Below are 19,316 nucleotides of genomic sequence, written 5' to 3' on the forward strand. Positions count from 1 at the left end.
GCTATCTCCCTCTTTTTGTATAAGATTGAATATCGCCATCCACTTTATTTTTAAATCCATATACTTCTTGTTCCCCTGAATATGGAACTAATTCAATCGTTTTTTCATCTCCAGGCTCAAATCTTACCGCTGTACCTGCTGGAATATTTAAATGTCGTCCAATTGCTACACTTCGATTGAATTTTAACGCCTCATTCACTTCATAAAAGTGGTAATGAGATCCAATTTGAATAGGTCTATCTCCCTGATTTAGTACTTTGACTTTCGTTGCTTTTTTATTTCCATTACATACTATGTCTTCTTTCGCAAGGATATATTGCCCTGGAATCATAACATTCACTTCCTTTAATGAATTGGTTGATGAATAGTTACTAATTTTGTTCCATCAGGAAAAGTTGCCTCAACTTGAATATCTGATATCATGTCTGCAATACCATCCATAACATCTTCAGCACTTAAAATGGTTTTTCCAATCTCCATTAATTCCGCTACATTTTTACCATCTCTTGCTCCTTCCAAAATTTCATACGTAATAATAGCAATACTTTCTGGATAGTTTAACTTAAGCCCCCTCTCCTTTCGTCGATAAGCTAAATCAGCCGCAACAACTACTAGCAGTTTATCAATTTCTCTTGGCGTTAATCTCATTACAATCTTCCTTTCTGAAGTATTTTAAAACTAAGAATATTCTAAAAATAAAAGGTGTATTTTCAATGTCCTTTCCGTGTTTTCTCCATGTTTTTTTGCTATCAATCAAATAAAAAAAGAGCCCATCGGCTCTTTTTTTATTTTCCTTCATTCTTCTCTAGCACGTATAAATCTTCTTCGATATTCGTTAATTTCTCACTTACAAGCTTTCTTGCATCTCCAATTGCTTGATTGTATGCAAATGGTCCAACTAATTTAATCATTTCTTCTATTAAACGCTCTGCTTGGAAACGTCCAATTTCATCTAAATCTTCTTCCATGAAAAATTGCTGAATTTGCGCTACAAGCTCTTCTTTTTTATCATTTGGTATTTTTATATTCATCATCGCTGTTACTCCTCTATATTTAAGATAATATCTTCCTTAACTCTACCATAGAAAAACGATTACCAGGACAGCTTTTTGTAACTCCTTCTAACTCTCTATGACCTAGTATATTTTCTTTCTTTATAGCAAATTGCTTCATAAACATTTTGCATAAAGAATATAATGCATTCACTTGTGCAGGAGTGGGATCGTATTTATCGAAATTTCCCGTCATACATATTCCAATTGTATGACGGTTATGGTCTTTCGCGTGCGCTCCAATATGTAAACCTCGCCCTTCCACTACAGTTCCGTCCTTTTCGATAAAATAGTTGTAACCAATCCCGCTCCACCCTTTTACAGTTTGATGAAATTCATGCGTTTTATACACGTCCCATCCATCTTCAGCTGTATGGTGAATAATCAGTTTATTTACTTTTTCTAAAGGAACTAATTCATCTTGAAATGTTAGATTGACACATTTAATTTCCATTTGAACTGCCTCCTCTTAAAAATCAATCATAATAATCGTTTTATCATCTGGCCTTATTCTTTTTTCGCCTTCTAGCTCTTCAATGATTGCTACATATTCGTTTATACTATTCTTTCTTATATATGCAACGGTTTGTTCTAATGACCAATCTGGGTGAAATAACCCGTCTGAACAAATAAAAATTCCACTCACTTCATCTGTATGTAATTCACCATGTTGTAAATAATGTATCGCTTCTTTCATTCCATTTGCAACTGAATAACCATTTGGCATATTTGCAAGATAACGATTGTATTTTAACTGTTCTCGAACATCTTGAAAAACATATTCTTCTGGTACAGATAATCCTTTTTTACGATCTTCTTCCCTCTTCTTTTTTGCTCGTTTACTAATTCCTTCAACTGTGTCTTTCGTTAATACTTGCATCGTTCCATTTTGAAAAGTTACGACAATCATACAGTCCCCAAGCTGCGCATATTCAATTTTCTCACCAACTATTTGGACTGCCGCGATACATGTGCACCACAAATACTCTTTTTTTCTCGTGTCTACTTCATATTCTAACATTTTGCTTTGCAATGCTTCATTTGCTTTGGCAACTGCAAATTGTAAACTATGATTCTCTCGTAATGCAGTAAAATAACTTGCAAATAAATGCGAAGCGATGTATGCTCCATTATGTCCCTTTTCATCACGAAACGGGACAAGTGGTGTTGCACCGTCACATACACCATAAATCTTATTTTCTTTATTACAAAAATAAGAATCCTCACATTCTTGCTTCAACGGGCTTTTCTGTTGATATGTTTTTATCTTCACAACTGTATCCCCTTTCAAATGATAAAATACTCAAATTCTTTTGATTAATCTAATTTACCTAAATAAACTGTTTTCACCCAAAACTTTCAATATCATATATAATCTTGAAATAATATGAATTTTTCAGTGAAGGACGGGAAAGAAATGGTCAGATTCCTTGGTGTTATTATCGGTTCTATTATTATTGCGGTTGCCTTTAATCTTTTCCTTATCCCCCACAAAATTTTAAGTAGTGGAATTGGCGGAATTGCTATTATTTTAGGGATTGTAACCCCTGTAAACACAGGCATTATTAACTTTGTATTAAACTTACCTATCCTTATTTTAGGGTACATAGGTCTTGGAAAAAAAGTAATTTTTAACACAGTTGTCTCTGTAGTTGTATTATCTGTTGCATTATACTACGTTCCAGTAAAAGTCGTAGCAACAGATCCATTGTTATCTTCTATCTTCGGAGGTGTCATCGCCGGAGCTGGTATTGGTCTTGTTTTTAACTGTAATGGATCCACTGGTGGATTTGATATTATCGGTATGCTTTTATCCCGCAAGCGAGACATTAAACTTGGCGGATTCCTTATTGTTTTAAATACAGTCGTTGTAATAATCGCAGGATTCTTCTTCACTTGGGATGTTGCACTTACAAGCTTACTTTCAATTTATGTAACTGGTAAAGTAATTGATGCTGTTCATACAAAACATCGTAAAGTTACACTTATGATTGTAACAAATGAAGCAGAAAAAATGAAAAAACAGCTTCTTTCAACTGTTGTACGTGGAATAACGTTACTTGATGGCGAAGGCGCTTATTCAAGCGAGAAAAAGCGTGTACTTATGACAGTCGTTTCTCGTGAAGAATTAGCAAGTATGAAACTAACAATTTCTGAAATCGACCCGAATGCATTCGTTAATATTACAGAAACTGTAGAAGTGTTAGGACTTTTCAGAAGAAGTTAAAGACTAGGTGGGAATCCACCTAGTCTTTATTTTGCATAAATTCAATTCGGTTTCCAAATGGATCTGACACGTAAAATCGAATTACATCTGGTCGTGCATAATCATCAATCACTTTGACACCTTGCTCTATAAGCGTTTGCTTAAATTCATTAATTTCATTCACATAAAAAGCTGGATGAGCCTTTTTAGCTGGTGTAAAGTTCTGCTCGACACCAATATGGACTTCTTGATTTCCACACTTAAACCAACATCCACCTCGTTTTTTCAACTCTTCTGGCTTTGGAATTTCTTCCATACCAATTGTATTCCCATAAAAATCACGTGCCTCTTCTTCACACCCTACAGGTGCAGCTACTTGCACGTGATCAATCCCTCTAATATAACTTTTCATTTTCCATCCCCCCTCTACCCTTATGTTATAACAAAATCATTTCAATGTAACTTACAAAGAAATAATAAAACGATATAAGATTCTCTTATTACTGCATTTTATGTTTTTAGTAAAAAAAGAAAATAAATTCAATTCTGTAACTTCATTTTTTATAGAAATATGGGTTATACCTATATTATAGTTATGAATAGACAAATCTTTTTAGATGCTAGTTGTACGGAGGAAATATTATGAGTCGTAAAAAAATTTCATCAACTCAAAGAAAACGTCATCCGAGCATTTCTGGACGTTTGCGAAACCATATGCACGATCGTTCATTAACAGAAATGTACGCATCTCTGTTCGAACACAATCCTGATAGTATTATTTCACTCAATTTAGAGGGAACTATTTTACATATTAATCCTTCTGCTGAAAGAATACTTGGTTACACTTCTTTAGAATTAGAACGTAAAAACATTACCTCTATTTTAGAAGCTCATATTTCTGAGCAAGTATTACAATATATAAAAACTACTAAAGCGGACAATCAACAAGAGTATATCCTATCTATTTATCATAAAGGCGGCTATTTACTAGATGTCATAACAAAACTAGTTCCTATCTTTTCAAAAAATCGGTTAACCGGTGTATATGCAATAATGAAACCTCTTGAAAAATCAGAAAGAATTGAACAAAGATTAAAAGAAAGTGAGAAGAGATTACGTACATTAATGAATGCAATGCCTGCATTTGTTATATTTAAGGATCATGAAGGCCGTTGGCTTGAAGCAAATGACTACGCCCTTACATGTTTCAATTTCCACCATGTACCTTATCACGGAAAAAAGGACAATGAACTCATTCAATATAATGAAGCGTACCGAGAAGGTTTTTTACACTGTGAAAAAGTTGATGAACTCGCATGGCAACAAGGGCAAATTCTTCATGGAGAAGAATTTATTATACATAGGGATGATTCCGACCTAATCTTAAGCATATCAAAAGTCCCTCTTTATCATCCCGACGGTTCCCGTAAAGGTCTTATCGTGATGGGAAGAGATGTTACCGAGCTAAAAGAAACTGAAAAGTTATTAAGAAAATCAGAAAAGCTCGCGGTAGTCGGACAACTGACAGCTGGAATTGCCCATGAAATTCGAAATCCGCTCACTTCTCTAAAAGGCTTTTTAACATTACTACTCCCTGAAATAAATGAGGAAAATAAATGGTATGTCGATGTGATGTTAAGCGAAATTTCACAAATGGAATCTATCACGAGTCAATTTATGGCAATGTCTAAACCACAAGTATTGTCTATGCAAACTTGTAACATACAAACTTTAATTGAAGAGGTAGTCACATTTATTTTACCGACTGCTATTATGCATAGTGTTCATATCATTATGGATCACTTTGATTACAAACATGATATTCAATGTGATGGTAACCAATTAAAACAAGTTTTCATAAATATATTAAAAAATTCTATAGAAGCAATGCCAAATGGCGGAAATATTTTAATACAAACAAAACCAGTAGAAGATTCCTTTATCTTAATACGCATTATGGATGAAGGTTGCGGTATCCCAGAAAATCGTATCTCTCGTTTAGGTGAACCATTTTATAGTTTAAAAGAAAAAGGCACAGGACTAGGTTTAATGATATGTTACAAAATAATTGAAGAACATCATGGTAAATTACACATTTCAAGCGAATTAAATAAAGGTACTATCGTTGATATTCAGTTGCCACTTTCTTCATCTCATCTTGCAATCCAGTCTTAAATAAAAAAGAAGCATCTGCTAATCGTTAGCAGATGCTTCTTTTTTTAAAATGCTTTGTCATACCACTCTTTTGCTTTTTCTACTTCACCCATTGTTAATTGATGCCCTCGATTTTCCCAATGCATTGTTACATTTGCATTTGCATTTTCTAATAATACCTTCAATTCCTCTGACTCTGCTGATGAACAAATTGGGTCATTTGTCCCAGCAGCAATAAACACAGATTTCCCTGCTAAATTTGCTAATTGCATTCCTCTTCTAGGTACCATTGGGTGATGAAGCACAGCACCTTTTAATGCATTCTCGTAATGGAATAATAAGCTTGCTGCGATATTTGCTCCATTCGAATAACCGATAGCTACAATGTTGTTTCTATCAAATTCATATTCTTTAGCCGCTTCATCTAAAAATTCATTTAATTCCTTCGTACGGAAAATTAAATCCTCTTCATCAAAAATGCCCTCTGCTAATCGGCGGAAGAAACGCGGCATCCCATTCTCTAACACATTTCCCCTAACGCTTAATACCGCCGATTCCGGATCAATTATTTCTGCAAGTGGTAGTAAATCTAATTCATTACCACCTGTGCCATGAAGTAATAACAACACTGGTTTTGACGTATCTTTTCCTTTTTGAAAAACATGTTTCATCATAATCCTTTTCCCCTTTCAATCACTTTAATCTAAATTTCTCACTTCAAATGGTAAAAGCGTTTGTTCAATCTGTTTTCTATGTTGTTCATATTGTTCCGGTAACTTTAATTCCTCACCCATCGTCTCTAACGATTCATCATGAGCGAAACCAGGAGGATCTGTTGCAATTTCAAATAAGATTTCACCATGTTCTCTAAAATAAATCGCGTTAAAATAATTTCGGTCTTGTACAGGAGTTACGTGATATCCAAAACGAGACACATGCTCTTTCCAGTCTAGCTGATCAGCATCGTCACTCGCTCTCCAAGCAATATGATGAACTGTACCAACGCCCATTTGGCCACGACCAATTGTTGATAATTTCAAATCAATAATATTTCCAATGTCAGCAGAAGAACGGAATCGAACAAATTCACCCTCTTCTCCAATTTTCTCAAGACCCATAATATGTTCTAACAATTCAGCTGTTTTTTGAGGCTGTGCAGATAAAAGAACAGCACCTCCAAACCCTTTAATTGCTACTTCTGGTGTAACTTCTCCAAAACTCCAATTATTTAATTCGCCTTCTTCTCTTTCAACTAATTCTATATGCAAACCATGCGGATCATCAAATTCTAAATACTGCTCTCCAAAACGAGTCATTTTTGTATACGAAACATCGAATTTTTCTAATCTATTTTCCCAAAACTCCATTGCACCTTTTGGTACAACGTAAGACGTAATTCCTACTTGACCGTCGCCAATAATACCTTGACGAGCACCTGCCCATGGGAAGAACGTAATAATTGTTCCGGGCTTTCCTCCTTCATTTCCAAAATAAAGATGGTACGTACCTGGATCATCAAAATTCACTGTTTGTTTCACTAAACGTAACCCTAATACACCAGCATAAAAATCTACATTTTCTTGTGGATTCCCTACAATCGCTGTAATGTGATGGATTCCCATTGTTTTCTTTTCCATTTCTTCCACTCCTTTTTTATTTCATTATAAAAATTCTTTTACATTTAAATTCATTATTCATTTTGTCCATGCTACAAAGTAAAATCCGTCATTATAATTTTATCTCGAATTCGAGATATCGATTATAAAATTACGCATTAGTGTCTAACCTATAGAAATCATCTCGAATTCGAGATAATCTACAAAAAAACATTTGTTCAATCTATAATTATAATAAACCTTGATTTAGAATGTTATTTATCTCGAACTCAAGATTTATTATAAGTTACTTATTTTTTATTGTCAATAAGTCCTTACTTTCATTTTACATGTAAAAAGAGTAAACGCTATTCATCGTTTACTCTTTTTGCAAATCATTTCATTTCTTCTTCCAGTACTGCTTCCATCTCATTAAATTCACGATAAACTGCCTTAACGGGTTCTTTCGTTAATAAACTTACAACGATAACAGTTAATAAACTACAGAAGAATCCAGGTACCATTTCATACATAATTGCTTTTAAACTTGGAATTTGTACCCATGCTATAACAACTACTGCACCAACAATCATACCTGCAAGAACGCCCCATTTATTCGTCCTTTTCCAATATAAACTTAATAAAATGGCTGGTCCGAATGCTGAACCAAATCCAGCCCAAGCATAACCTACAAGTGTTAAAATTGTATCACTTGGATGATACGCTAAAACAACTGCGATCATAGCTACTACTAATACTGACAATCTACCGATAAATACAAGTTCTTTGTCACTTGCGTTACGACGGAAAAATGTTTTATAGAAGTCTTCCGTTACTGCACTTGAAATAACAAGTAATTGTGAGGAAATACTACTCATAATCGAAGCCAAAATAGCTGATAATAAAAATCCTGTAATGTACGGATGGAATAAAATATTTGAGAATGTTACAAAGACCATTTCTGGGTCTTGTAATGTCGCATTATTTTTAGCATAATAAGCGATACCAATTAGACCAGTAAGCATTGCACCTATAATTGAAATCGTCATCCAACCGATACCGATTCTACGAGAAGTCTTTAAATCTTTAATAGAGGTGATTGCCATAAAACGGACAATAATATGCGGTTGACCAAAATACCCAAGTCCCCATGCTAAAAATGAAATAATGCCAAGTATTGTGGTCCCTTTAAACATATCTAAATGCGATGCATCGACTTGTTTAATCGTATTAAATGTTTCTGTTACACCACCTACATCCGTAAAAGCAACAATTGGCACTAGTACAAGCGCAATAAACATAATACAACCTTGTACAAAGTCCGTCCAGCTTACGGCTAGAAAGCCACCGAATAGTGTATACGCAACAACGACACCCACTGTTACAAATAAACCAATTTTATAATCCAGGTTGAAAGAATTTTCAAACAAACGTCCACCTGAAACTAAACCAGCCGACGCATAAAATGTGAAAAATACTAAAATGACGATAGCGGAGACAAAACGAAGTATTTTCGTACGATCTTTAAACCGATTCTCGAAAAAGTCTGGAATTGTAATTGAATCATTTGCCACTTCTGTATACGTTCGTAAACGTGGGGCAATGATTAAATAGTTTGCATAAGCACCTATTAATAAACCTATCGCAATCCATACACTTGATAATCCTGTTGCATACATCGCACCAGGTAATCCCATTAGCATCCAACCACTCATGTCAGAAGCACCAGCTGATAAAGCTGTAACTGCTGGACCGAGTCCCCTTCCACCTAACATATAATCTGATAAATCGGATGTCTTCTTATAAGACCAATATCCGATATACAACATACCTGCCATATAAATAGCAAGCGAAACCATAATTTCAATCTTCACCAAATCTCTCCCTTATTCCATAAGCCATTCAAAATTTCGAAAAATGACTTTTTCTATTTTCTTGTTTTCGCTTATGGTTCCCTACCTTAACAAACATTTTTTGTTCTTTCAAGTGAACGAGCACTTTTTACTACATGTGAAAACCTTTATAAACGCCTTTATCCCAGTGGATTACAATGATTTTTCAAGAAATTAAAGTAATAATATTCAGAAGATTAAACAGTGTTTTTTCACACCTTATTTTCATTCGTTTACCCGATAAATTTTAAAAGAAAAAGCCATACAAATGTATGACTTTTAGCTTATTGACGTCTCAATTTTCGCTTTCTCTACATATACTTTACGAAATTTCATATAGCATCCAATACGCCAAGGTACTATATAACAAACCGCAAGAGTATAGAAAAGAATGCCGATTGACTTTGGATCTAAACCTTGTAAATGTCTTCTAAAATAAGCACGTAAAAGAACGATAACTAAAAATGTAGCAATAAAAGCGATACTTTTTTTTGCATAAATTTGACCATCTTCTCTGACTTCATACCCACTTAAAATAATAAGTGGAATTGACAATAACAGTCCGATCCCAGCAGCTATACCAATTTGCCAATCAGCAAGTTGTATCGGTGCAGCATATAAAGAAAAACCTGGTAATAAGAAAAATAATGGCAATAGTAGTCGTCTTCCTTTATTATTAATTGGTCGATTCATAGAGCGCATGCGTCTAAATATAACGAGCCCTATGACGAGTAAAAAAATTGTAATACTGTAAGAACCTTGCTGCAAGTGAATCTCTCCCTAAAAATAGTCATTTTTAAAATACTTCCCTATTATACTCCTAATTTTTCCAAAAATATGATTATTCCTTTAAAAAATCTTACATATCAAATATACTTTTAGGTTTGATTTACTATAGGAAACAATTCCGAAAGAGGAACTACTCTCCCCACCTCATCTTTAAACACAATATGCTCTCTCGTTAAATGGCGCGGGCTCTTCACTCCGGCTGCCGCTGCTAATGAAAATAAACTATATCTCATACTAATAATATAATTCATGACTCGCCACTTCTTCTCATACGGATCTAACGCTTTTTGATAATGCGGATTCGTCGTAGCTACACCAGATGGACATTGGCCAGAATTACATTGAAGAGCCATAATACAGCCGCTTGCCATCATAAATCCGCGGGCTGAACTTACAGCATCCGCTCCAATCGCTAAAGCGATCGCCACTTTATCTGGTGTGATTAATTTACCCGATGCAAATACTTTAAACTTGTTACGCACACCATAATAATTTGCTGTATCGATAAATGTAAGTAATGCTGGAATAAGTGGCAGTCCCATACAATCTGCCATCGATTTATACGTTGCCCCTGATCCGCCTTCTGAACCGTCTATTGTAATAAAATCTGGGTAAATGTTTAGTTCTTTCATTGTTTTTATTAAATCTTCCAAAGGCTCCTGCTGACCAATTACAATTTTCATTCCAACTGGTTTACCGCCGCTTTCTTGCAACTGTTGAATAAAATAAAGTGTATCCGCTGCATTCTTTAAAAATGAAAATCGATTCGGTGAATTAATCGTCTCTCCCTTTCTGACGTTGCGAACAGAAGCAATTTTCTCATTTACTTTTTGTCCCTCTAGATGACCACCACGTATTTTAGCACCTTGCCCAAATTTCAATTCGAATGCTCTAATATTACTTTCTTTCGCTTTCTCCATGAATTTTCCCATTGAAAAATTACCGTCCTCATCACGGTATCCAAATAACCCTGGACCAATTTGCGCAACGATATTCGCTCCTGTATGTAAATGTTCTGGAATAACGCCACCTTCACCAGTATTAATCCACGATCCGCCTGCCATTTTTGCTCCAAAACCACTCGCTAAAATATAATTTTCTCCAATCGCGCCGTAAGAAGTCGCAGATGCACCAAACATGCCATGTAGCTTCCACGGATATTTACGGTTCTCACCGACTATAATTGCATCTTCTTCTTCATACAGCCAAAGATTCGTTGTATCCGCTGTCAATTTTTCTCTTCTTGAAAATAACCCTTCTTTATGAATCACGTACTTTTTACCTTCCCGCTCTTGCGTGAGATTCACACTTAATTCCTCAGTTAATATTGGAAATAATGTATTAGCAATATAATAGCCAGAAGATTCAAAATCTCGTTTTGATCCAAAACCAAGTATTTCAGAGCGATATTTCGCTAAAAACATAACACTTTGAAAATCATAACGTGAGAAAGGCTTTCCATCCGTATCATGATCAAACCAATATTGTCGAAATTCAGGCCCTATCTTTTCCAGTAAGTAGCGCATTCTTCCTAAGTACGGATGTAACTTTAAAATAGAATGATGTGTTCGTTTTTTTATAAAAAATGTAATGATAAAAAAGACGATTAAAAGCAACATTAAAAATAGTAATATACTAATAATAACGAGTAGCGTTTCACTCATCCCGCTTCCCCCTATGAAATCCCATAATAAAAGGAGAACACTCGATGTGCTCTCCTTTTATCTTTATTCATACTAACGTAGCAAGATGCTCTTTCGCGTCATATTCAACTAAACTTTCAGCATGTTTAATTCGATGAACAAAGTCTGGATTAGCAATTAACGGTCTGCCAAATGCCACTACATCAATCGTTCCTTCTTGCAACGCTTCTTCGGCCTCTTTCGGATTTAAATTACCAACCCCTACAATCGTACCATCCCAATATTTTCTTACTAGTTGATGAAAATTCTTTCCGTCAGCAATCTCTTGCGTATAGTTCATCGTTGAAGGATGTATCATCGTTAATCCAACTTCTTTGAACATATTTACGAACGTTTCAATTGCAAGCTCAGGGTTTTCCCACATATAAGCAGGATTATCACCTTTGAAAGCAGAGAAACGAAGAAGTGTTTTATTAGCTCCAACAGCTTCTATTACAGCCGCCGTTACTTCTTTCATAAACGTTAACCTTTGTTTTAAATTACCGCCATATTTATCTGTTCGCTTATTCGCAAACTCATACGTAAATTGATCGATTAAATATCCGTGTGCACCGTGAATTTCTACTCCATCAAATCCAGCTTCGATCGCATTTTTCGCAGCTTGTGCGTATTGACCGATCACTTCTTGTATTTCTTCTAACGTCATTGCTTCTGGCGTATCAAACGGTTTACGAAAACGTGGAACATTTCCCTCTGCAGCGATAGCAGATGGTGCTTGCGGCATTTGACCACCAATTATTTCATGATGACTCATACGCCCAACATGCCATATTTGAGCAATAATCGTCCCGCCTTCTTTATGTACTGCCTCTGTAACAGGTTTCCAAGAATTGATTTGTTCTTGTGTATAAATACCTGGTACTCCTGGGTTCCCTTTTGCTCTCGGACTAATGACAATTCCTTCTGTAATAATTAGTCCAATTCCATCCGCAGCACGTTTTCTGTAGTATTCCACTACATCAGCGCCAACTACTCCAGTCTCATTATCTGCAAAGCATCTTGTCATCGGTGCCATTGCTATACGATTACGAAGAGACCAAGCTCCAATTTGAATTGGATCAAACAACTTTGTTTCTTCAACGTTTTCAAAAGATCCACCAGCGTTTACATTTGTTCCTTCATAAATACTCGCTGCTTTATTACTTGAACTTGTCATCTTTTTTCCCCCTAAAAAATCTTACTATAATCGCATCATACTTACTTTTAGATAGTAACGTCAATTTTTACGACTTTACAATAAAACATTCGAATATCAAAAAAATAAAATGCTATAAATAATATTAAAAAGGTTTCCTTAGAAGGAAACCTTTTTTGTTGAACATATATGGCTGTCAATTCATTTATCTCTTTAATATAAAAAATACCTTATCAATAGAAGTGAATATGGTTCAGTATTCTTCTAAAAATAATAACTTATATACCTAAAACAATGAAAGCCCTACCTCTCTTTCATCCTTACGGCTCCTCGTCCGTGCCAGTGTGAATCAGGATTGCAAAAATCAAGTAACTATTTTATCGAAGTATTCAATTAAACTTCGAACATTCATAAATGAAATTTAAAAATAAAAATGGATTTGATTGTAGTAATAACAATAGAGGTAATGCTCTAAAAGTGGTGTGAAAGAGTTGAATGTCTTTGAAATGATAAATTTTCTATAATTATGTTCCCAAAAAATTCAAAATCTTTTTTGGGATATAATACATTATTTGTAATGAACCTTAACAAAAGCTTTTTATCTGATTTTCTGTGATACCTTCAATTAATCCCAGTTCACTAATCAAAAATTCATATGCGTTATCTAACATCTTCTTTTCGCTTGCATTAAGTGCTTTTTCTTTCTGTATACGCATTAAATCACGCACAACTTCAGCACCTTCTTGCATTTTACCCGTCTTTATTTTATCAGTGTTCAATTTATACCTTTGTTTCCACGTAAGTAATCTATCTGATTCCCCATGTTGAAAAATATGCATTATGTGTGCTAATGCGGTTATATCCGTAACTGGTCGTATATTCGAATTCAATATTCTCCCTGCTGGAATCATTAGTTCCATATTACTAGCCGACATTTTTATAACATAATACTGTTGTTTTTCTCCTGAGACTTCCTTCTCTTCTATGGCTTTAATTATACCTGCTCCCTGCATTGGATAAACAATGTTATCGCCAATTTGAAACAAATAATCCACCTCCATATATGGTAACCTTCTCAAGCTTAACATACTTTTAGTTTTTTAGCAAAATTTTTATTTTATCATAAAATTATTTTACACGTCAATACTTCAGAAGCAAGAAATTAAATTTACATAATACACTATAAAAACCCGCAATTTTATTAACGGTTCCACAAACATCCATTCTCTTTTAACATAAAAACACATCACTACATTTGAGTAGTAATGTGTTTTTGATAAGGCATAGATAAAGATCTACTTTTCCGTCTATATACTAACCTGCTTACTAACTATTTCCCTCGCTAAAAGAAAACTCATAATCACTTGCGCTGCTACTCTACTCGTCATATCCCTGAAATCAAGAGTTGGATCAATCTCTACTATATCCATCCCTTGAACGAGCGGTTCTTTACCAAGGAATTCAATCGCATCTAGTAAAGTCGTACTATCCATTCCACCAGGCCCAATTGCTGGACAACCTGGTGCAAACGCTTGGTCTAGTACATCCATATCAAGAGAAATATAAATAGAAGTCACACCTTGTTTTCTTAATACTTCAATACTTTCCGTGATAATATCTTTTATTTCTCGCTCTCGTACGTCTTTCATTGTATACACTGTTACGCCATGCTCTATTGCATATTCATGGTACGCACGTGCATTAGAAAAATTACGAATTCCAATTTGAACAAGTTGTTTTCCTGTAATGACATCATTTTCTAGTAAACTACGGAATGGTGTACCATTTGACGGGCCTCCATCATCTAAATTACGTAAATCATGATGAGCATCAAATTGAATAATTCCGACCTTTCCTTTACTGTTTGCAAAGCCTGTTATACTCGGAAAACTAATCGAGTGGTCACCACCAAGAACGATTGGTATGATGTTCGGATTTACTTTCGTTACATGACCAACTGTTTTCGCAATTCGGTTATGACTTTCTTTTATATCCGTCACATGCATCGTAATATCGCCGCAATCATATAAGACACTTTCTTTCATATCGTGTTCTTCTGTAATTGCATATGTGCTGTATGCATCTAACATCGCACGAATTGTTTTTGGAGCAAAACTTGCTCCTGAATGACTAATAGATGGTTTAGAAAGGGGTGCTCCAATTAAGGCAGCACCGAATATTTCTACGCCTTCCTCCCAATCTTTAATCATCTCACTCCATTTTGTCACTTCACGATCAATAAACTTTGCATTTTTCTTTAAATAGTGGCCGTGCTCCACGATTGTTCACCTCTTGTATATGCAATATTACCATTCTTCCATACTGTATTTACATGGCTTACACCGTAATGGTACGGTACGTAAGCATAATTGTAAGCATCCCATAAAACTAAATCTGCCTTACGACCAACTCTAATTTTCCCAGCTACATCACCACGGTTAATGGCATATGATGAGTTAACCGTTACGGCATTCCACACTTCTTCTGGTGTCATTTTCAGTTTTAGCATCGCAATGCTCATAATAAGCTGAATATTTTCAGTTGGACAGCTACCTGGGTTAAAGTCTGTAGCTAACGCAACTGCAACACCTTCATCAATCATTTTACGACCACGAGCAAAGCTTTCTTTATTTAAATAGAAAGTTGTTCCTGGTAATAACGTTGCTACTGTATTCGAATTTGCAAGCATTTCAATCCCTTTATCAGAAGCGCCAACTAAATGGTCCGCTGATGCTGCACCAATTTCTGCCGCTGCTTCCGCACCACCAAGAGGGTCGATTTCATCTGCATGAATTTTCACATCAAAGCCAAGCTCTTTCGCTTTTAATAAAAACTCTTTTGACTCTTCGACAGAGAACACACCTGTTTCACAGAAAATATCAACGAACTCCGCTAATTGCTTCTCTTTCATTTCTGGTAGTAGGTCTAACATCCATTGTAAAAATTCTTTCGATCTACCTTTATATTCTTTCGGAACTGCATGAGCACCTAAAAATGTGGAAACTAAATCAATCGGATGCTCTTTTTGTAATTGTGCAGTTGCCTCTAATTGTTTCCATTCCGTCTCATCATCTAATCCGTAACCGCTCTTCGCTTCTACAGTAGTAACTCCGAAAGATAGCATACGGTCTAAATGGAATTTCGCTTTTTGAACAAGCTCTTCCTTCAACGCCTGTTTCGTTGCATTTACAGTTGAAAGAATACCTCCACCTTGTTCTAAAATTTCTAAGTACGGAACTCCTTGTAATTTTAGTGCGATTTCATTTTCGCGAGATCCACCAAATACAAGATGAGTATGCGGGTCGACAAGACCAGGAGAAACCATTTTTCCGCCGCAATCAATAACTTCTTTCGCCTGAAGTCCTTTCGCTTCTTCCGCTGTTCCAACGAAAGTGATTACATCATTTTCAATTCCAACCACACCGTTTTCGATAACAGGAAGCGTGTTCATCGCTTCCCGTCTTAACAAGCCATCTTCTTGATCCATTGTTAGTAATTGACCGATATTTATTAGTAAAGTGTCCAGCATGTTTTCTCCCCCTTATTTCATCATTGGAATGTTAACGCCTTTTTCTTTCGCAGTTTCCACTGCTAAGTCATACCCTGCATCAACGTGACGAACAACACCCATACCAGGGTCAGAAGTTAATACGCGCTCAATACGTTTTGCTGCTGCTTCTGTTCCATCTGCAACAATAACCATTCCAGCGTGAAGTGAATAACCCATACCAACGCCGCCACCGTGGTGAACAGATACCCAACTCGCACCGTTTACACTATTAATTAATGCATTTAAAATTGGCCAGTCTGCTACTGCATCACTACCGTCTTTCATCGCTTCTGTTTCACGGTTTGGAGATGCTACTGAACCGCAATCTAAATGGTCACGACCAATAACGATTGGTGCTGATAATTCACCATTTGCCACCATTTCATTAATGATGCGGCCAAACTTCGCACGCTCACCGTAACCTAACCAACAAATACGTGATGGAAGTCCTTGGAACTCCACTTGTTGACGCGCCATACGAATCCAGTTACATAAATGCTCATTGTCAGCGAATTCTCGTAAAATTACTTCATCTGTTTTATAAATATCTTCTGGATCACCAGAAAGAGCTACCCAGCGGAATGGTCCTTTTCCTTCACAGAATAATGGACGAATAAATGCTGGAACAAATCCCGGGAAATCGAAAGCATTTTTCAAACCTTCATCAAAAGCAACTTGTCGAATGTTATTTCCATAATCAAATGTAATTGCGCCTTTTTCTTGCATCGCAAGCATTGCTTCTACGTGCTTTGTCATGCTTTCTTTTGATAATTGTACGTAACGTTCTGGGTCTTCTTCACGAAGTTTCGCTGCCTCTTCTAACGTATAACCTACTGGAATATAACCGTTTAATGGATCATGAGCAGATGTTTGGTCCGTAACTAAGTCAGGGATAATATTACGATTTACTAACTCAGGTAAAATTTCTGCTGCATTACCTAATAATCCAATTGAAATAGGCTCTTTCTTCTCTTTATACTCGTTTGCAATAGCCAATGCTTCTTCTAATGATTCTGTATACTTATCACAATATCTCTTTTCAATACGACGATCGATGCTGCGCTTATCTACATCAATCGCAATGACAACACCGCCATTCATCGTTACAGCAAGAGGTTGTGCACCACCCATACCACCTAAACCAGCAGTAAGTGTTAATGTACCTTTTAATGAACCATCGAAATGTTGACGAGCTGCCTCACCAAATGTTTCATATGTTCCTTGTAGAATCCCTTGTGTTCCAATGTAAATCCAGCTACCAGCTGTCATTTGTCCGTACATCATAAGTCCTTTTTTCTCTAGTTCTCGGAAGTGATCCCAATTCGCCCATTTTGGTACTAAGTTTGAGTTCGCTAATAGAACGCGCGGCGCGTCTTCATGCGATTTAAAAATTGCTACTGGTTTTCCTGATTGAACAAGTAACGTTTCATCGCTTTCTAACGTTTTTAATGAATCTACGATTGCATTGTAGCTTTCCCAATTACGAGCTGCACGGCCAATTCCGCCATATACAACTAATTCTTCTGGTTTTTCAGCTACCTCAGGATCTAAATTGTTCATTAACATTCGAAGTGCTGCTTCTTGCACCCAACCTTTTGTTTGTAACTCTGTACCTCTTGGCGCGCGAATTGTTTGTTGTACTTTTTCCATTTCAATCTCTCCCTTTTCTCATTTTATAGTGCTGCGTTTACATCTAATCTTTCTTTTATCGAATAATTCGTTTTTAACCAATGTGCAATATTTTCAATATCCGTTGAGAATATGCGGTCATTTGTAATAGAAGGTACTTGCTGACGCCCTTGATGGTAGAAACTCTTCGTCACTGTACTCATATTTTCAATTCCGCGATATTCTGCCGCTTGCATCGCACAAATCATCTCAATTGAAAGAACACGTCTTGCATTTTGAATAATTTGATGTGCATGGCGTGAAGCAATTGTTCCCATACTTACATGATCTTCCTGGTTAGCTGACGACGGGATTGAATCTACACTCGCTGGATGTGCTAACGTTTTATTTTCAGAAACAAGTGACGCTGCTGCATACTGCATAATCATTGCACCAGACTGAAGTCCTGGTTCTGGACTTAAAAATGGAGGTAAATCATTTAATTGCGGATTTACTAAACGCTCAATACGACGCTCTGAAATATTTGCAAGTTCTGCCATCCCTACTTTTAAGAAGTCCATCGCAAATGCAATTGGTTGACCGTGGAAGTTACCACCTGAAATTACTTTTTCTCCGCCATCAAAAATAAGTGGGTTATCTGTCGCTGCATTCATTTCAATTTCTAGCTTTTCTTTCACATAATTTAAAACTTGCCAAGAAGCACCGTGTACTTGCGGGATACAGCGAAGTGAATAGGCATCCTGTACACGTAGTTCTCCTTGTTTTGTTGTTAACTTACTATCATGAAGAATGTCACGAATTCTGCTTGCTACATCCACTTGCTCTTTATAACCACGTGCTTTATGAACATTTTCATCAAATGCATCAATAATGCCTTGTAACCCTTCAATTGTCATCGAAGCAATTAATTCAGCTTGATACGCCGTTGCTTCTGCTTCTATATAAGAAAGAACTCCTTGCGCTGTCATCGCCTGCGTACCATTAATTAATGCAAGACCTTCTTTCGCTTCAAGTTCAATCGGCTCAAGACCTTCTTCTGTAAGAGCAACCATTGCATGAACGCGTTTCCCCTTATAGAACACTTCACCTTCGCCTAATAATACGAGCGCAAGATGAGATAAAGGTGCTAAATCTCCACTCGCACCAAGCGAACCTTGTTGCGGGACAACTGGGTGAATTTTACGATTTACAAACTCAAGAAGCATATTTACAACAAGCGGTCTTACGCCTGATACTCCTTTAAGCATCGTGTTTGCTCGTAAAATTAACATTCCGCGCGATACTTCTTCCGGGAATGGATCACCTATCCCACATGCATGTGACTGAATTAAATTATGTTGAAGTGCCTTTACATCATCTTTTTGAATTAGCACATCACTAAACTTTCCAAATCCAGTTGTAATACCGTAAACGACTTTTCCGTCCTCTACAATTTTCTCAACTACTTCGCGGCACTCCGCTACCTTTTGCATACTAGTTGGACAAGCTGTTACACCTTCTCCTTCAAGTAATAACCTCTTCATTTCTTCAACTGTCAATGTATGTCCTGTTAACGTAATCATCATTTTTCCTCCTTAAAAAGGCAAAAGGGGACCTTATCTTTTTAAGACA

Annotated in this window: 19 protein-coding genes; 2 read left to right on the plus strand and 17 right to left on the minus strand. The window is 36.2% G+C overall.

Annotated elements, in window-relative coordinates:
• Position 1: 1 nt before the first annotated feature.
• From RT27_RS13695 to RT27_RS13715, 5 genes are all read right to left on the minus strand, one after another.
• Positions 2–331 carry an urease subunit beta gene (locus RT27_RS13695; protein ID WP_016080650.1) on the minus strand — a complete coding sequence of 110 codons (330 nt, stop codon included), beginning with the start codon at positions 329–331 and terminating at the stop codon, positions 2–4.
• Positions 332–345: 14 nt separating this feature from the next.
• A complete protein-coding gene (locus RT27_RS13700; RefSeq protein WP_043936436.1) occupies positions 346–648 on the minus strand; it encodes an urease subunit gamma in 303 nt (100 codons plus the stop codon).
• Positions 649–785: 137 nt separating this feature from the next.
• Positions 786–1,034 carry a DUF2164 domain-containing protein gene (locus RT27_RS13705; RefSeq protein WP_000981064.1) on the minus strand — a complete coding sequence of 83 codons (249 nt, stop codon included), beginning with the start codon at positions 1,032–1,034 and terminating at the stop codon, positions 786–788.
• A 19-nt stretch (positions 1,035–1,053) separates the two neighbouring features.
• Entirely contained in the window at positions 1,054–1,506 is a 453-nt protein-coding gene (locus tag RT27_RS13710; protein WP_029443046.1) for a peptidoglycan recognition family protein, read from the minus strand.
• A 15-nt stretch (positions 1,507–1,521) separates the two neighbouring features.
• On the minus strand, positions 1,522–2,343 hold the full coding sequence (locus RT27_RS13715; protein ID WP_029443047.1) for a protein phosphatase 2C domain-containing protein: 822 nt from the start codon (positions 2,341–2,343) through the stop codon (positions 1,522–1,524).
• Positions 2,344–2,469: 126 nt separating this feature from the next.
• On the opposite strand from RT27_RS13715, the gene RT27_RS13720 reads away from it, so the two are divergent.
• The gene (locus RT27_RS13720) at positions 2,470–3,279 is read left to right on the plus strand and encodes a YitT family protein (protein WP_000251348.1); all 810 of its coding nucleotides are present in this window, start codon (positions 2,470–2,472) and stop codon (positions 3,277–3,279) included.
• A gap of 19 nt (positions 3,280–3,298) precedes the next feature.
• Here the strand turns inward: RT27_RS13720 and RT27_RS13725 are convergent, their stop codons facing one another.
• Positions 3,299–3,670: a VOC family protein gene (locus RT27_RS13725; RefSeq protein WP_016080646.1), complete on the minus strand. Its 372-nt coding sequence runs from the start codon at positions 3,668–3,670 to the stop codon at positions 3,299–3,301.
• Between the two features lie 230 nt (positions 3,671–3,900).
• Between RT27_RS13725 and RT27_RS13730 the strand changes: the two genes are divergently transcribed.
• Complete coding sequence (locus RT27_RS13730; protein ID WP_043936437.1) at positions 3,901–5,433, plus strand: BA3702 family sensor histidine kinase; 1,533 nt, start codon at positions 3,901–3,903, stop codon at positions 5,431–5,433.
• Positions 5,434–5,477: 44 nt separating this feature from the next.
• Here the strand turns inward: RT27_RS13730 and RT27_RS13735 are convergent, their stop codons facing one another.
• From RT27_RS13735 to hutH, 11 genes are all read right to left on the minus strand, one after another.
• Positions 5,478–6,086 (minus strand): alpha/beta hydrolase, encoded by a 609-nt coding sequence (locus RT27_RS13735; protein ID WP_043315358.1) that lies wholly within the window; start codon positions 6,084–6,086, stop codon positions 5,478–5,480.
• Positions 6,087–6,110: 24 nt separating this feature from the next.
• A complete protein-coding gene (locus RT27_RS13740; RefSeq protein ID WP_016080643.1) occupies positions 6,111–7,049 on the minus strand; it encodes a ring-cleaving dioxygenase in 939 nt (312 codons plus the stop codon).
• Positions 7,050–7,402: 353 nt separating this feature from the next.
• Complete coding sequence (gene putP, locus RT27_RS13745; RefSeq protein WP_016080642.1) at positions 7,403–8,881, minus strand: sodium/proline symporter PutP; 1,479 nt, start codon at positions 8,879–8,881, stop codon at positions 7,403–7,405.
• A 297-nt stretch (positions 8,882–9,178) separates the two neighbouring features.
• Entirely contained in the window at positions 9,179–9,667 is a 489-nt protein-coding gene (locus RT27_RS13750) for a cytochrome c biogenesis protein CcdC (protein WP_043936438.1), read from the minus strand.
• Between the two features lie 110 nt (positions 9,668–9,777).
• Complete coding sequence (locus tag RT27_RS13755; RefSeq protein ID WP_043936439.1) at positions 9,778–11,352, minus strand: FMN-binding glutamate synthase family protein; 1,575 nt, start codon at positions 11,350–11,352, stop codon at positions 9,778–9,780.
• 67 nt (positions 11,353–11,419) lie between these two features.
• Entirely contained in the window at positions 11,420–12,547 is a 1,128-nt protein-coding gene (locus RT27_RS13760) for an alkene reductase (RefSeq protein WP_043936440.1), read from the minus strand.
• A 563-nt stretch (positions 12,548–13,110) separates the two neighbouring features.
• Entirely contained in the window at positions 13,111–13,572 is a 462-nt protein-coding gene (locus tag RT27_RS13765; protein ID WP_172452095.1) for a CarD family transcriptional regulator, read from the minus strand.
• Between the two features lie 261 nt (positions 13,573–13,833).
• Positions 13,834–14,805, minus strand: a complete 972-nt coding sequence (hutG, locus tag RT27_RS13770; RefSeq protein WP_043936441.1) for a formimidoylglutamase — start codon at positions 14,803–14,805, stop codon at positions 13,834–13,836.
• The gene (gene hutI / locus RT27_RS13775) at positions 14,784–16,055 is read right to left on the minus strand and encodes an imidazolonepropionase (RefSeq protein WP_043936442.1); all 1,272 of its coding nucleotides are present in this window, start codon (positions 16,053–16,055) and stop codon (positions 14,784–14,786) included. The genes hutG and hutI overlap by 22 nt, the downstream gene beginning before the upstream one ends.
• Before the next feature lie 12 nt (positions 16,056–16,067).
• Entirely contained in the window at positions 16,068–17,726 is a 1,659-nt protein-coding gene (gene hutU / locus RT27_RS13780; protein WP_000416938.1) for a urocanate hydratase, read from the minus strand.
• Between the two features lie 23 nt (positions 17,727–17,749).
• Positions 17,750–19,267 carry a histidine ammonia-lyase gene (gene hutH / locus RT27_RS13785; RefSeq protein WP_000631871.1) on the minus strand — a complete coding sequence of 506 codons (1,518 nt, stop codon included), beginning with the start codon at positions 19,265–19,267 and terminating at the stop codon, positions 17,750–17,752.
• Between the last annotated feature and the right edge of the window lie 49 nt (positions 19,268–19,316).

The sequence above is a fragment of the Bacillus sp. L_1B0_5 genome, from assembly GCF_000836715.1.
Classification (GTDB): Bacteria; Bacillota; Bacilli; order Bacillales; family Bacillaceae_G; genus Bacillus_A; species Bacillus_A thuringiensis_S.

Coding starts and splice junctions, on each gene's coding strand:
- RT27_RS13695 (WP_016080650.1), bottom strand. CDS start 331: ATGATTCCAGGGCAATATATCCTTGCGAAAGAAGACATAGTATGTAAT.
- RT27_RS13700 (WP_043936436.1), bottom strand. CDS start 648: ATGAGATTAACGCCAAGAGAAATTGATAAACTGCTAGTAGTTGTTGCG.
- RT27_RS13705 (WP_000981064.1), bottom strand. CDS start 1,034: ATGATGAATATAAAAATACCAAATGATAAAAAAGAAGAGCTTGTAGCG.
- RT27_RS13710 (WP_029443046.1), bottom strand. CDS start 1,506: ATGGAAATTAAATGTGTCAATCTAACATTTCAAGATGAATTAGTTCCT.
- RT27_RS13720 (WP_000251348.1), top strand. CDS start 2,470: ATGGTCAGATTCCTTGGTGTTATTATCGGTTCTATTATTATTGCGGTT.
- RT27_RS13725 (WP_016080646.1), bottom strand. CDS start 3,670: ATGAAAAGTTATATTAGAGGGATTGATCACGTGCAAGTAGCTGCACCT.
- RT27_RS13730 (WP_043936437.1), top strand. CDS start 3,901: ATGAGTCGTAAAAAAATTTCATCAACTCAAAGAAAACGTCATCCGAGC.
- RT27_RS13735 (WP_043315358.1), bottom strand. CDS start 6,086: ATGATGAAACATGTTTTTCAAAAAGGAAAAGATACGTCAAAACCAGTG.
- RT27_RS13740 (WP_016080643.1), bottom strand. CDS start 7,049: ATGGAAAAGAAAACAATGGGAATCCATCACATTACAGCGATTGTAGGG.
- RT27_RS13755 (WP_043936439.1), bottom strand. CDS start 11,352: ATGAGTGAAACGCTACTCGTTATTATTAGTATATTACTATTTTTAATG.
- RT27_RS13760 (WP_043936440.1), bottom strand. CDS start 12,547: ATGACAAGTTCAAGTAATAAAGCAGCGAGTATTTATGAAGGAACAAAT.
- hutI (WP_043936442.1), bottom strand. CDS start 16,055: ATGCTGGACACTTTACTAATAAATATCGGTCAATTACTAACAATGGAT.
- hutU (WP_000416938.1), bottom strand. CDS start 17,726: ATGGAAAAAGTACAACAAACAATTCGCGCGCCAAGAGGTACAGAGTTA.
- hutH (WP_000631871.1), bottom strand. CDS start 19,267: ATGATTACGTTAACAGGACATACATTGACAGTTGAAGAAATGAAGAGG.